The organism is Leifsonia sp. Y878, from assembly GCF_057669685.1.
Genome location: NZ_JBYHFS010000001.1, coordinates 1,106,531 through 1,120,261 on the forward strand (window position 1 = coordinate 1,106,531; position 13,731 = coordinate 1,120,261).

The 13,731-nt window shown below is 63.2% G+C and carries 11 protein-coding genes; 8 read left to right on the forward strand and 3 right to left on the reverse strand.

Annotation, left to right across the window (positions count from 1 at the left end):
* The first annotated feature begins 31 nt into the window (after positions 1 to 31).
* Both AC25Y4_RS05190 and AC25Y4_RS05195 read left to right on the forward strand, forming a co-directional pair.
* Positions 32 to 1,498, forward strand: coding sequence for a sugar porter family MFS transporter (locus AC25Y4_RS05190; RefSeq protein ID WP_488119288.1), 1,467 nt, complete (start codon positions 32 to 34; stop codon positions 1,496 to 1,498).
* A gap of 94 nt (positions 1,499 to 1,592) precedes the next feature.
* Positions 1,593 to 3,026, forward strand: a complete 1,434-nt coding sequence (locus AC25Y4_RS05195) for a sugar porter family MFS transporter (protein WP_488119289.1) — start codon at positions 1,593 to 1,595, stop codon at positions 3,024 to 3,026.
* Between the two features lie 124 nt (positions 3,027 to 3,150).
* Here the strand turns inward: AC25Y4_RS05195 and AC25Y4_RS05200 are convergent, their stop codons facing one another.
* The gene (locus AC25Y4_RS05200; RefSeq protein WP_488119290.1) at positions 3,151 to 4,371 is read right to left on the reverse strand and encodes an ammonium transporter; all 1,221 of its coding nucleotides are present in this window, start codon (positions 4,369 to 4,371) and stop codon (positions 3,151 to 3,153) included.
* 196 nt (positions 4,372 to 4,567) lie between these two features.
* Positions 4,568 to 5,623 (reverse strand): cell division protein ZapE, encoded by a 1,056-nt coding sequence (zapE, locus tag AC25Y4_RS05205; protein ID WP_488119291.1) that lies wholly within the window; start codon positions 5,621 to 5,623, stop codon positions 4,568 to 4,570.
* A 182-nt stretch (positions 5,624 to 5,805) separates the two neighbouring features.
* Here zapE and AC25Y4_RS05210 point away from each other — a divergent pair, with 182 nt between their 5' ends.
* Together AC25Y4_RS05210 and AC25Y4_RS05215 are read left to right on the forward strand one after the other, a co-directional pair.
* On the forward strand, positions 5,806 to 6,726 hold the full coding sequence (locus AC25Y4_RS05210) for a sulfurtransferase (protein ID WP_488119292.1): 921 nt from the start codon (positions 5,806 to 5,808) through the stop codon (positions 6,724 to 6,726).
* 39 nt (positions 6,727 to 6,765) lie between these two features.
* Entirely contained in the window at positions 6,766 to 7,212 is a 447-nt protein-coding gene (locus AC25Y4_RS05215; RefSeq protein WP_488119293.1) for a SufE family protein, read from the forward strand.
* Between the two features lie 19 nt (positions 7,213 to 7,231).
* On the opposite strand, the gene AC25Y4_RS05220 is transcribed toward AC25Y4_RS05215, so the two are convergent.
* Complete coding sequence (locus AC25Y4_RS05220; RefSeq protein WP_488119294.1) at positions 7,232 to 8,302, reverse strand: alpha/beta hydrolase family protein; 1,071 nt, start codon at positions 8,300 to 8,302, stop codon at positions 7,232 to 7,234.
* Positions 8,303 to 8,496: 194 nt separating this feature from the next.
* On the opposite strand from AC25Y4_RS05220, the gene AC25Y4_RS05225 reads away from it, so the two are divergent.
* From AC25Y4_RS05225 to AC25Y4_RS05240, 4 genes are all read left to right on the forward strand, one after another.
* Entirely contained in the window at positions 8,497 to 9,093 is a 597-nt protein-coding gene (locus AC25Y4_RS05225; protein WP_488119295.1) for a DUF3000 domain-containing protein, read from the forward strand.
* A complete protein-coding gene (locus tag AC25Y4_RS05230; RefSeq protein WP_488119296.1) occupies positions 9,086 to 10,282 on the forward strand; it encodes a ribonuclease D in 1,197 nt (398 codons plus the stop codon). The genes AC25Y4_RS05225 and AC25Y4_RS05230 overlap by 8 nt, the downstream gene beginning before the upstream one ends.
* 77 nt (positions 10,283 to 10,359) lie before the next feature.
* Positions 10,360 to 11,559 (forward strand): thiolase family protein, encoded by a 1,200-nt coding sequence (locus tag AC25Y4_RS05235; RefSeq protein WP_488119297.1) that lies wholly within the window; start codon positions 10,360 to 10,362, stop codon positions 11,557 to 11,559.
* Positions 11,560 to 11,561: 2 nt separating this feature from the next.
* Complete coding sequence (locus tag AC25Y4_RS05240; RefSeq protein WP_488119298.1) at positions 11,562 to 13,724, forward strand: 3-hydroxyacyl-CoA dehydrogenase NAD-binding domain-containing protein; 2,163 nt, start codon at positions 11,562 to 11,564, stop codon at positions 13,722 to 13,724.
* The last annotated feature ends 7 nt before the right edge of the window (positions 13,725 to 13,731 follow it).

Consider the following 13,731-nt stretch of genomic DNA (forward strand, 5'->3'; position numbering starts at 1 on the left):
CGCGACCTCATTCGCAATGTAACGTCGTAGGGTGAAATCTTCAGCGCGCACTTCCCAGACCGCCCGAGTCATCACATTGGCAGTCGCAGGCGCTGTGGGTGGTTTCCTCTTCGGGTTCGATTCTTCAGTCGTCAACGGCGCCGTCGATGCGCTCCAAGGCCAGTTCGAACTCTCCCAGGCCCTCACCGGCTTTGCCGTCGCCAGCGCGCTCATCGGCTGCGCTGTCGGTGCGTACGCCGCGGGGCGCGTGGCCGACCGGTGGGGGCGAATCCCCACGATGCTCGTCGGCGCAGCGCTCTTCCTGATCAGCGCTTTCGGTACCGGGCTTGCCTTCTCCGTCTGGGACCTCATCATCTGGCGCGTGGTCGGCGGCCTGGGCATCGGTATCGCCTCTGTCATCGCGCCGGCATACATCGCCGAGATTTCACCCCGAAAGATGCGCGGCCGCCTCGGCTCGCTGCAGCAACTCGCGATCACCATCGGCATCTTTGCTGCGCTGCTCTCTGACTCGATCTTCGCCAACATGGCCGATGGTGCCTCGAACGAACTCTGGTGGGGCCTCGAAGCCTGGCGCTGGATGTTCCTCGCCAGCGCTGTTCCCGCACTCGTCTATGGCGTGATCGCCCTGTTGCTCCCCGAGTCTCCGCGATACCTCATGCAGAACGGCAAGGAGGACAAGGCTCGCGCCATCATGGCGACCATCGTTCCCTCCGACGAACTTGAGCGCCAAATGCGCGACATCCACGACGGCATCGAGGCAGACAAGCTCGCCAAGACCAGTGGCAGCCTGCGCGGACCGGTGTTCGGGTTGAAGCCCATTGTCTGGATCGGTATCGCCCTGTCGATGTTCCAGCAGTTCGTCGGCATCAACGTCATCTTCTATTACTCAACGACCCTGTGGAAGTCCGTCGGCTTCGACGAAAGCAACTCGTTCACGATCTCGGTGTTCACCTCTGTGACCAACATCGTGGTCACCCTAATCGCCATCGCGCTCGTCGACAGGGTCGGCCGCCGCCCCATCCTGCTGTTCGGCTCCGCCGGCATGGCTGTATCACTGGCCGTCATGGCACTGGCCTTCTCGCAGGCCGTCACCGTTGACGGTGCGCCGTCGCTCACCGGCGCATGGGGCCCGACCGCGCTCATCGCCGCGAACGTGTTTGTTGTCGCGTTCGGCGCATCATGGGGACCCGTCGTCTGGGTGCTGCTCGGCGAGATCTTCCCGAACGCGATCAGGGCGCGGGCACTCGGCCTTGCGGCATCCGCTCAGTGGATCGCGAACTTCCTGATCACCGTGTCGTTCCCGCCGCTGGCTGAGCTGTCACTCGTGCTCACCTACGGCATGTACGCGTTGTTCGCTGCGCTCTCGTTCATCTTCGTGTTCCGCGTCGTGCCGGAGACGAACGGCATGTCTCTCGAGCAGGCCGAAACGCTCTTCGTGTCGAAAAAGAAGAAGAGCAACCCCGCCCCAGTGACCGTTGCAGAGGGAAGCAGCGTCTAGCCATTCAGCGGATGCCGCCCGAGCGCACTGCAGGCTGAAATCTAGCTCAAACCTGCCTATCCCCTCTTCTGGGATGTCGATGTAACGTCGGAGCGTGAGCACTCCAGCGAGCAACCCGCACACCGCGCGAGTCATCGTGCTGGCCCTCGCCGGCGCTGTCGGCGGCTTCCTGTTCGGTTTCGATTCCTCGGTCGTCAACGGAGCTGTCGACGGCCTGTCCAGTGAGTTCGAGTTATCGGAGGCCCTCACCGGATTTGCCGTCGCCAGTGCGCTGATCGGGTGTGCGATCGGCGCATTCGCCGGAGGGCGCATCGCAGACCGGTGGGGCCGGATTCCGACAATGGTTGTCGGGTCTGTACTGTTCTTGCTCAGCGCTATCGGCACCGGTCTCGCCTTTTCCGTCTGGGACCTCATCTTCTGGCGGGTCATTGGTGGACTCGGCATCGGCATTGCGTCAGTCATCGCACCCGCGTATATCGCCGAAATCTCGCCACGAAAGATGCGCGGTCGCCTGGGGTCACTGCAACAGCTCGCCATCACCGTTGGTATCTTCGCCGCGCTGCTCTCTGATGCACTCTTCGCAGGGGCCGCGGGCGGCGCATTGAACGAGCTCTGGCTTGGCCTGGCGGCCTGGCGCTGGATGTTTCTCGCCGGCGCCGTACCCGCAGTGGTCTACGGTGTGATCGCCCTCCTGCTGCCGGAGTCGCCCCGCTACCTCATCCAGAAGGGGAAGGATGACAAGGCCAAAGCCATCATGGCCACGATCATTCCCGCCGATGAGCTGGATCGTTCGCTGCGCGACATTCAGGAGAGTATCCAGGCCGACCAACGGGCGATGACGCCTGGCAGCCTGCGCGGTCCGGCCTTCGGGCTGAAGCCGATCATCTGGGTCGGCATCGCCCTGTCGATGTTTCAACAGTTCGTCGGCATCAATGTCATCTTCTATTACTCCACGACGCTGTGGCAGTCCGTTGGATTCGGCGAAAGCAGTTCCTTCGCCATTTCGGTATACACGTCTGTCACCAACATCCTGGTCACCCTGGTCGCCATTGCCCTGGTCGACAGGGTCGGACGTCGCCCCATTCTGCTGTTCGGCTCTGCCGGCATGGCCGTAACGCTCGGCGTCATGGCGCTGGCCTTCTCCCAGGCGGTCACCGTCGAGGGCTCTCCGTCCCTGACCGGACCGTGGGGACCCATCGCACTCCTCGCCGCGAACTTGTTCGTCATCTCGTTCGGTGCGTCATGGGGCCCTGTCGTCTGGGTGCTGCTCGGTGAGATCTTCCCGAACTCCATCAGGGCGCGGGCACTCGGCATTGCGGCATCCGCCCAGTGGATCGCGAACTTCCTGATCACGGTGTCGTTCCCGCCGCTGGCGGCGTTCTCCCTGGTGTTCACCTATGGCATGTACGCCGCATTCGCGGCGCTCTCGTTCATCTTCGTGTTCCGAGTGGTGCCTGAGACGAACGGCATGTCGCTTGAACAGGCAGACACCCTCTTCGTGTCGAAGAAGAAGTCCAGCAGCAGCTGACACCGCGCCCACAGCACCGCGCCCACAACACAGAAGGGCGGTGAGGCGGCTGATGTGTGTGTGACACATCCGCGCTACCTCACCGCCCAGACGCCCGAAGGCGACGTGCTGTGACTAGCTGTGACTAGACAGTCTCGAGTGCGTATCCCTCTTCGCCGTGAACGAAGGTGTCAACGCCAGCGAGCTCGTCTTCGTGCTTGATGCGGAATCCGATCGTCTTCTCGATCGCGAGGCCGAGAAGCAGCGCGACGACGAACGAGTAGATGAGCACTGCGAAGGCTGCGATGGCCTGAACGGTGAGCTGACCGAGGTCGCCGCCGGTGAAGAGACCGGTGTCGATGGCGAAGAAGCCGAGGTACAGGGTTCCGATAAGACCACCGACGAGGTGGATTCCGACAACGTCGAGCGAGTCGTCGAAGCCGAGCTTGAACTTGAGCTCAATCGCCATGGCGCAGACGGCACCCGCGATGAGACCGAGAAGCAGGGCCCAGCCGGGTTCGAGGTTTGCACAGGACGGGGTGATTGCGACCAGACCGGCAATCGCACCGGATGCTGCACCAGCGGACGTGGCCTTGCGGTCCTTGACCTTCTCAACGATCATCCAGCCGATGATGGCTGCGGCGGTTGCGCCCAGGGTGTTGATGACGATGATGCCAACGTTGGCCAGGCCGTTCAGCCATTCAGCGCCGGCGTTGAAGCCGAACCAGCCGAACCACAGCACTGCGGCACCGATGAGCACCAGGGGCACGTTGTGCGGCTTGGTGATGCCCTTCTGGAAGCCGACGCGCTTGCCGAGAACGATCGCAAGGGCGAGTGCTGCTGCACCGGCGTTGATGTGGACCGCGGTTCCACCGGCGTAGTCGATGACGCCGGGAAGACCCAGGGTCTCGCCGAGGCTCATGATCCAGCCACCGCCCCAGACCCAGGCTGCAACCGGGAAGTAGACCAGCGTCGCCCAGATGCCGGCGAAGATCATCCACGAGCCGAACTTGGCGCGGTCTGCGATCGCCCCAGAGATCAGCGCGACGGTGATGATCGCGAACGTGGCACCGAAGGTGGCCCCAAGCAGGTCGGTGTTCGCCGTCTCACCCGTTGCCAGGTTCCCCAGACCGAAGTCGGAGAATGGGTTGCCCGCAAACTGCGTCGGGCTGTCGACTGCGCTCATGTTGAAGCCGTAGAGGATCCACAGCACACTGATCAATCCGAGTGCTCCGAAGCTCATCATCATCATGCTGACGACGCTCTTGGCCTTGACCAAACCGCCGTAGAAGAATGCGACGCCTGGGGTCATGAACAGCACCAATGCGGTGGCCGTTATTCCCCAAGCAATGCTGCCCGTGTCCATAGGTTGTCCTCACACTCGAGTTTCAGGTTTACCGCGAGCGTTATCGGTGTTCGCATGGAGCACGTCTTTACTCGGGTATGGCCCAATACTCGATCCTCGACGTTTCGCCGGGCACCCCGGCATGTTTCACCGAGGTTACGTACGACGCGAGAGTGTTAAGAGAATGTTTCGGATACCCCCGAATGCGGTGTGCGGGCTAGGCAGTGTGCGGTGGAAGCTCTCCTGTGGTCAGCGCGACCATCCGAGACTGTGAACGCTGGTATTTCTTGCGGTAACCACCGTTCATCATGTCGGCGTCGAAGACATCGTTCAGCGGCAGTCCACTCGAGATGATGGGAATCTCCGCGTCGTACACGCGGTCGATGAACGCAACGAGACGCAGGGCATCCGTTTGATTGGTGAGCAGATAGGCGTCGCGGATGCCGATGACGTCGACGTCCTTGATCAGCTTGATGTACTTCGACGGATGCACGGTGGCCAGGTGCGCCATCAACGTACCGAAGTCGTCCTCAGTGACGCGGGACCCCCGATCGACGAGGGAGCCGACGAGGTGATCGAGCTGGTCGCGATCGACAGTCGTGGCCCGGCCTTCCGTGTCGCGGCGGCGGTAGTCGAGGCCGTCGATGCGCAGGGTCTCAAAATTCGACGACATGGCCTGGATCTCGCGCAGGAAGTCGGATGCCGCGAAGCGCCCTTCGCCCAGCGAGTTCGGCGGGGTGTTCGAGGTCGCAGCCACGCGGGTCCCCGTCGCGATGAGCTCCCCGAGCAACCGGGTCATCATCATGGTGTCGCCCGGGTCGTCAAGCTCGAATTCGTCGATGCAGATGAGCTTCGCGCCGCGCAGCTGGGCCACGGTGTCCGCGAAGCCGAGAGCGCCGACAAGAGCCGTGTACTCAATGAACGTGCCAAAGTACTTGGGCCCAGGAGCTGCATGCCACAGCGCGGCGAGAAGGTGCGTCTTGCCAACGCCGAACCCGCCGTCGAGGTAGATGCCGGGAAGCTCAGTCTTCACCTTGCGATTTCGGGAAAAGAATCCGCCCGATCGCTGCTGTGCACGCCACACGCCGGCGAACTCGCCCAGCCTGACCACTGCCTCGGCCTGGGAGGGAAACGCAGGGTCTGGTCGATAGGACTCAAACGACGCGTTCTCGAACTGCGGTGGCGGCACGAGTTCCGCGACGATCTCGGCGCCGGTGATGCTCGGTGTGCGGTCAGTCAGTCGATCTGCCCGCTGTGTGGCGCCATGCGTCATTGCGAATTCCCATATCTCGTGCCGTGTGGGCAGCACTCTGTGTCGAAGGTACCGTGTCGAAGGATTACCGCGTTGATGCGGCGTTCACCCGGATTGCGTAGATTCACTATGCGGGCCGTAAACAGCCTAATCCGCAGCCCAACTGATTGCGTGCCGTCCGCGGCGCCCCCTGGAGGTCCACCATGTCTGTCGCACTCGACCCGGCAACGAAATTCGCCGCGTACGCCCACCCGGAGCGACTTGTCTCGACAGCCTGGCTCCAGGAACACCTCGGCTCCCCCGGCCTCGTCGTCGTCGAGTCCGATGAGGACGTTCTCCTCTACGAAACCGGCCACATTCCGGGATCGGTCAAGATCGACTGGCACACCGACCTCAATGATCCGGTGCAGCGCGACTTCGTCACCGCGGCCGAGTTCGCCCGGGTGCTCGGGTCAAAGGGAATCGCACGGGATTCAACCGTGGTGATCTACGGAGACAAGAGCAACTGGTGGGCCGCATACGCACTGTGGGTCTTCACGCTCTTCGGCCACGACGACGTGCGCCTCCTCGACGGCGGCCGCGATAAATGGCGCGCAGAGGAGCGAGAGCTCACAACGGATGCCACGACAGTCGTCCCCGCTGACTACCCCGTTGTCGACCGGAATGACGCGCCCATTCGCGCATTGCGTGACGACGTGCTCGCCCACTTCGGCAATCCCCTCATTGATGTTCGTTCCCCTGAGGAGTACTCGGGCGAGCGCACCACTATGCCCGCATACCCAGAGGAGGGCGCACTGCGTGGCGGGCACATTCCTTCGGCGGCATCCGTGCCGTGGGGTCGTGCAGCCGAGGCAGACGCGACCTTCAAATCACGCGCTGACCTCGATGCCATCTATCGTGACGAAGCCGGCCTCTCGGAGGGAGACAGTGTGATCGCCTATTGCCGCATCGGCGAGCGGTCGAGCCACACCTGGTTCGTGCTCACACACCTGCTGGGCTTCGAGGGTGTTCGAAACTATGACGGGTCGTGGACGGAATGGGGCAACTCGGTTCGAGTCCCGATCCAGGTCGGAACCGACCGCGGTGCCGCACCTCGTCCTCGTCTGGCACCGGCTGAACGATAGGGCAGTGAATCGACACAGCGCAGTGGAACAATAGAAGAGATGACCTCCACCGACCTACCCGCCATGCTGGCTGAGATCCGCGACGATTTCCTCGCGCTTGAGCAGCCAGACCGTTTGCAATTGCTGCTCGAGTTCTCCAACGAACTTCCCGGTCTTCCAGAGCGGTACCGCGATCATCCAGACCTCTTCGAGCGGGTCGTCGAGTGCCAGTCCCCCGTCTTCATCTTCGTCGAGGTTGACGACGATGGCGCCGTGCACCTCTATGCGACGGCGCCCAGGGAATCACCGACAACCCGAGGCTTTGCCTCGATCCTGGCGCAGGGGCTCGATGGCCTGACCGTGCAGGAGGTGCTCGATGTGCCCGATGACTACCCACAGTCGATCGGGCTTACGAAGGCGGTCTCTCCCCTCCGGATCAGGGGCATGAGCGCCCTGCTGGCGCGCACGAAGCGGCAGCTGCGGGATCGTCAGCAATCGCAGGCGTAAACCTCGCTCACGAGGTGACTCAGCGCGCTGACAGCCAGTCGGTGATGGCGGCGTTCCAGGTGTCTCGGTCGTAGTTCCAGAGCCGGGTGTGGGTTGCCCTGGTGAACGGCACGAAGGTGACAATGTCCGGGCGCAGTTCCGCGAGCTGCCTCGACGCCGTTGCCGGCACATACCCATCGTCGTCGCTGTGCATGACGAGCAGCGGTATGGCGAGTTCACCTGCCCTGGCCACGAAATCCAGCCGATGGAAGTCAATCGGTGCTTCCTGGCCCGTGAAGATTCCGCCCCATGACTGGCTCAACACCTGCACGGCGCCGGAGGCAACGGGCGCCGGCAAGCGAAGGAGCTTGCCCTGATAGGCGAGAACGTCGTTCCAGTTCACAACCGGAGAGTCGAGCACGATTCCGACGATCAGGTCGCGGTGCTTCGATCGAGTCGCGGTCTGCAGCACGATTGCACCGCCCATCGACCAGCCCATCAGCACCACGCTGGTGGCCCCATTGGCGACCGCATAGTCGAGCGCTGAGTCGACATCCTGCCATTCGGTGTCGCCGAGGGCGTAGCGCCCATCGTCGCTCCGCGGGGCATCGCCGTCGTTTCGGTACGACACCAACAATGACGTGTACCCAGCTTCGTGGAACACCGGTATGGCACGGAGGGTTTCCTGCCTGCGCACTCCCCTGCCGTGCACCTGGATGACCCACTTGCCGGAGTCCTGAGTCTCTTCGGTGTCGCCCGCGTGTGCAGCAGGTACCAGCCACGCCGGCGCGTCACCGAGTGCGGTCGCCACCGCGACATTCCTGAACGGAAGTTCGAGGTCCCAGGGCCCGAGATAGAACCAGGCGCCGAGCCTGCCCTTTTTTGCGGCGTGGATGTTGCCGAAGTCAACGTCGATCAGCGTGCGAGTCACCGTCGTCGGCGAAGATGCCACGATGTCGCCAACCCTGGCGTGCCCGGTATCAGACGAGAACCACAGCCCATACCGGCCGGGAATGATCGCCTCAGGGGTCGACCGGAGCGTGACGGTGTGTTCACGATCGTTGACGGCCAGTATCCGGGTGTCCTGGTCATGGTGCCTGGGCGGAGTCACGACTCGCCTCGCCATGACGGCAGACAGCGTCGCAATCGTGCTGGCAGCAAGAATTACACCGGTACCGACTGCTAACCCTGCCCGTGCTACGACCGACAGTGGTTCGCGAGTCTGACGACGGTTGACCACGACCAGCACCTCCCCGTTCGGCGTGCCTCACCGACAGCGCCTGAAAAAAACTCTAGTCTGCTGACGTGCCCGAAACACAAGATCAGCAACCGCTCCCTGCGGAATTCACCGCAGCATGCGACTCTATTCGCCGAGCGGCAACCAGAGCGGACCTTGTCGTTCGTGAAATGGCGGCGCCCTCCGGCCTCGCGCCATACGCAATCGCATTCGCCGCTGACGTGAAACCAGCCAGGCACGAAGGCGACTCAGACCTCGGAACCGGCAGATTCGTGCTGCTCTACGACCCAGAAGCACCTGAGGAATGGGGCGGCGTGTTCCGCGTCGTCTGTTTCGCCCATGCACCCCTCGAAACCGACATCGGTCTTGACCCGTTCGTGGCAGAAGTCACCTGGTCATGGCTGGTTGACGCATTGAAGGCGCACGGTGCCGAGTATGAGGCGGCGTCCGGCACGGCAACCAAGATCCTCTCGTCGGGTTTCGGCCAGCTCGCCGAACAGGGCGATGGAGCACAGATTGAACTTCGGGCGTCATGGACCCCGCTTGGCCGTAACTTGGCACCGCATTTAGAAGGATGGGGCGAACTCCTCTGCATGCTTGCCGGCCTCCCGCCGGTAAGCGAAGGCATCAGTTCGTTGACCGCCAGAAGGGCCACCCGTGGCTGATCATCTCGTAATCGACACCCGCGAGGGCTACCTCGCCGCTCTTGACGCACTGCGGGGCGGAACGGGACCAATTGGGATCGACGCTGAGCGCGCATCCGGTTTCACCTATTCGCAACGCGCGTACCTGATCCAGGTCTTCCGTCGCGATGCAGGCACCTTCTTGTTTGACCCCCCGGCGATCGGAGACTTCGCCGAATTGAACGACGCGTTCGCTGACGAGGTCTGGATCCTGCACGCCGCCAGCCAGGACCTCGCCTGCCTGCGCGAAGTCGGCATCGATCCCACCACCATCTTCGACACCGAGTTGGCTGCCCGCCTGCTCGGCATCCCACGCGTAGGCCTCGGCACTGTCGTGGAAGAGCTGCTCGGCACCCACCTGGCCAAGGAACACTCCGCGGCCAACTGGTCGACGAGACCGCTGCCTGAGTCCTGGCTGGTCTACGCGGCACTTGACGTTGAGTACCTGCCAGACCTTCACGACCGCATGGTAGAGATGCTGGCGGATGCCGGCAAGACAGAGATTGCCAACCAGGAATTCGCCGCCACACTCGCCAAGGAGACGAAGGCGCCGCGGGTTGATCCCTGGCGCAGGCTCTCCGGCGTGCACTCTGTGAGGGGTCAGCGCAATCTGGCCATTGCCCGCGAGCTGTGGCAGGCCAGGGACGAACTGGCCCAGCAGCAGGACGTCTCCCCAGGGCGCCTCGTTCCGGATGCCTCGCTGGTGGCCGTTGCACGCGTCGCGCCGACCTCGAAGCACGCATTGGCAGAGCTGCGGGAATTCAGCGGACGTGCCAGCAGGAGCGAACTTGACCGCTGGTGGAACGCCGTCCAGGCCGGCCTGACCACCGATGACCTGCCGTCCTTCAAGTCCAACGGCGATACGCTGCCCCCGCCTCGGTCGTGGTCGGATCGCAACCCAGAAGCCGACGCGCGATACAAGGCAGCCAGAACGGCTCTCGTTGCGCTCGGCGATGAACTGTCGATTCCGGTTGAGAATCTCCTGACGCCTGACCACCTCCGGCGCACGGCCTGGACTCCCCCAGAGCCGATCACCGTGGAAACCGTTTCTGAAGCGCTCAGAGCTCTCGGTGCACGACCGTGGCAAATTGACGCAACTGCACAGATAATCGCCGATGCCTTTGTGGAAGCCCACCAAACGATCAACCCGGCACCCGAACCGGCTTCGTAGAAACAGTCAAAGGATTCTGTCGGCTGTTTTACCCCCACATAGGATCAGTGTGATCTGATCCGAATGATGGAGGCAAAGTGGCCGAGAGAGCAGAAGTCGTCTTCGTGGACGGGGTTCGAACCCCGTTCGGGCGCGCCGGCGAAAAAGGCATGTACTGGAATACCAGGGCCGATGACCTGGTGGTCAAGGCGATCATCGGGCTGATGGAGCGAAACCCCTGCGTGCCGGGTGATCGCATCGACGATGTGGCAATTGCCGCAACGACGCAGACCGGCGACCAGGGCCTGACTCTCGGACGCACGGCGGCCATCCTGGCCGGACTGCCGAAGTCGGTACCCGGGTTCGCGATTGACCGCATGTGTGCCGGTGCCATGACATCCGTCACGACGATGGGCTCGGCAATCGGATTCGGCGCATACGACCTCGCCATTGCCGGCGGCGTCGAGCACATGGGACGCCACCCAATGGGTTCAGGTGTCGACCCCAACCCGCGTTTCCTCTCAGAGCGGCTCGTCAGCGAAGACGCGCTTGCCATGGGCGCTACGGCGGAACGGATCCACGACAGGTTCCCCACGTACACGAAGGAACGCTCTGACCGCTACGCGCTGCGCAGCCAGCAGAAGGTTGCCGCGGCATACGCGGCAGGCAAGATCCAGCCCGATCTCGTTCCCGTCGCCATCCGCAGCGAATCCGGCTGGGGGCTGGCCACCCGTGACGAGGCTCCGCGCCCAGAAACAACGCTGGAGGGGCTTGCGAGCCTGAAAACCCCGTTCCGCCCACATGGCCGAATCACCGCCGGCAATGCATCCGGCCTGAACGACGGCGCGACCGCTTGCCTGTTGGCCAGCGGCGCGACGGCGAAAGAGCTCGGCCTGAGCGTCAAGATGAAGATGGTGAGCTTCGCCTTCGCCGGCGTCGAACCGGAGGTCATGGGGCTTGGACCCGTGCCATCCACGGAGAAGGCGCTGCGGAAGGCCGGCTTGTCGATCACCGACATCGGACTGTTCGAACTCAATGAGGCGTTCGCCGTCCAGGTGATTTCGTTCCTCGACCACTTCGGCATCGACGATGACGACCCGCGCGTCAACGAGTACGGCGGGGCCATCGCCATCGGGCATCCGCTTGCATCGTCTGGCGTGCGACTGATGAACCAGCTCGCTGCACAGTTCGTTGAGCACCCTGAGGTGCGCTACGGACTCACCGCGATGTGCGTCGGCCTCGGCCAGGGCGGCACCGTCATTTGGGAAAACCCGCACTTCAATCGGAAGGCCAAGTAACGATGACTGACTACTCCGCAATCGACTTCTCCCCGCTGGTTGAGCTCTCCGCCGATGAGGTCGTCACGCACTCTCTCGTGCGCGACGTGCCGATCTCCGGCGGGCGCACGCTGGCACTCGTCACCCTCGACAACGGGCGAGACCACACCAGGCCAAACACGCTCGGACCGGTGACCCTGCTGGAGTTCGCCGCGACGATGGACACCCTGAAGGAGCGTGCAGCTCGCGGCGAGATCCACGGTGTTGCCGTCACGGGCAAGCCGTTCATCCTCGCGGCCGGCGCGGACCTCAGCAAGGTTGCCGCGATCCCCTCGTTCGCCGTTGGCAAGCAGTTGGCGCAGCTCGGGCACTTCGCGCTCGGCAAGCAGGCAGAGCTTGGCGTGCCCTCCTTCGTCTTCATCAACGGGCTCGCGCTCGGTGGTGGCCTTGAAATCGGACTGAACGCCGACTACCGCACTGTCGACGAGTCGGTGCCTGCCATAGCGCTGCCAGAGGTCTTCCTCGGTTTGATTCCCGGCTGGGGTGGTGCCTACCTGCTGCCGAACCTGATCGGCATCGAGAACGCCCTCAAGGTCGTCATCGAGAACCCGCTGAAGAACAACCGCACCCTCAAGGGCAAGGATGCGCTTGAGCTCGGCATCGCCGACGTCATGTTCCCGTCGTCGACGTTCCTCGAGAAGTCGATCGCATGGGCAGATGGCGTGATCGCGGGGACCACCACGGTCTCCCGGCCGAACGTGCCTGGCAAGATCGAGCGACTCGTCAAGTGGGACGCCGCTGTCGGCATCGCCCGCAAGATGCTCGAGAACCGCATCGGAACCATCGCGAAATCGCCATACCTGGCACTTGACCTTCTCAAGGCAGCGAAGAGCGGCACAAAGGCTGAAGGCTTCGAGCGCGAAGACGACGCCCTGGCCACCCTCGTCACCGGCGACCAGCTCCAGGCCAGCATCTACGCCTTCAACCTGGTGCAGAAGCGAGCCAAACGCCCGGCCGGTGCCCCAGACAAGGCACTTGCCAAGCCGATCACCAAGGTCGGCGTGATCGGTGCAGGCCTCATGGCCAGCCAGTTCGCGCTGCTGTTCGTGCGTCGCCTGCGGGTTCCCGTTGTCATCACCGACCTCGACCAGGCTCGTGTCGACAAGGGCGTCGCGTACATTCACGACGAGATCAACACACTTGCCAGCAAGGGTCGTATCTCGTCTGATGAGGCAAACAGGCTGCAGGCGCTCGTCACCGGTACAACGAACAAGGCCGACTTCTCTGACGCCGACTGGGTGATCGAGGCTGTCTTCGAGGAACTCGGCGTGAAGCAGGACGTCTTCGCCGAGATCGAGAAGTACGTTGCGCCTGACGCCATCCTGGCGACGAACACCTCGTCGCTCTCTGTGGAGAAGATCGGCGCGAAGCTGGAACATCCTGAGCGGCTCGTCGGGTTCCACTTCTTCAACCCGGTCGCTGTCATGCCGTTGATCGAGGTGGTGAACACCCCACTGACGAACGAGCAAACCCTGTCGACGGCGATGGTGGTCGCCAGCAAGCTGCGGAAGAACGCTGTCATCACCCGCGATACCCCTGGCTTCGTGGTGAACCGCATCCTGGCGAAGTTGCTTGGGGAGGCCATGCACGCGGTCGACACCGGCACGCCGTTCGAGGTCGTTGACGGCGCCCTTGCACCGTTCGGCCTGCCGATGACGCCGTTCGAGCTGCTCGAACTTGTGGGTCTCAAGGTTGGCGCACACGTGCTCGACACGCACCACGCGGCGTTCCCCGATCGCTTCTTCGAGAGTGAGAACCTGCACAAGCTGGCTGAACACGGCAAGATTCTGGACCGCGACGCCAAGGGCAAGATCAAGGGCTTCGACAAGGGCGCCCAGAAGATCGTCGCCGGCGGAACGACTCCGATGACCGGAGACGAAATCCTCCGCCGCGTCGAAGACGGACTGGCAGACGAGATCAAGCGGATGCTCGACGACGAGGTCGTGCACGCGGCAGAGGACATCGACCTGTGCATGATCCTCGGTGCTGGCTGGCCGTTCCAGATGGGTGGCGCGACCCCGTACCTCGACCGCGTTGGCGCGAGCGAGCGTGTCTTCGGCGACACGTTCCATCACCCGCCGATACGAGGTGTCGAGCAGGAGAGCCTGGCCGCGGCCAGCGCCTAACCGCAAG

What these genes read in the sequence shown, in the direction of transcription:
- AC25Y4_RS05200 (WP_488119290.1), bottom strand. Translation starts at nt 4,371, where the DNA reads ATGGACACGGGCAGCATTGCTTGGGGAATAACGGCCACCGCATTGGTG.
- zapE (WP_488119291.1), bottom strand. Translation starts at nt 5,623, where the DNA reads ATGACGCATGGCGCCACACAGCGGGCAGATCGACTGACTGACCGCACA.
- AC25Y4_RS05210 (WP_488119292.1), top strand. Translation starts at nt 5,806, where the DNA reads ATGTCTGTCGCACTCGACCCGGCAACGAAATTCGCCGCGTACGCCCAC.
- AC25Y4_RS05215 (WP_488119293.1), top strand. Translation starts at nt 6,766, where the DNA reads ATGACCTCCACCGACCTACCCGCCATGCTGGCTGAGATCCGCGACGAT.
- AC25Y4_RS05240 (WP_488119298.1), top strand. Translation starts at nt 11,562, where the DNA reads ATGACTGACTACTCCGCAATCGACTTCTCCCCGCTGGTTGAGCTCTCC.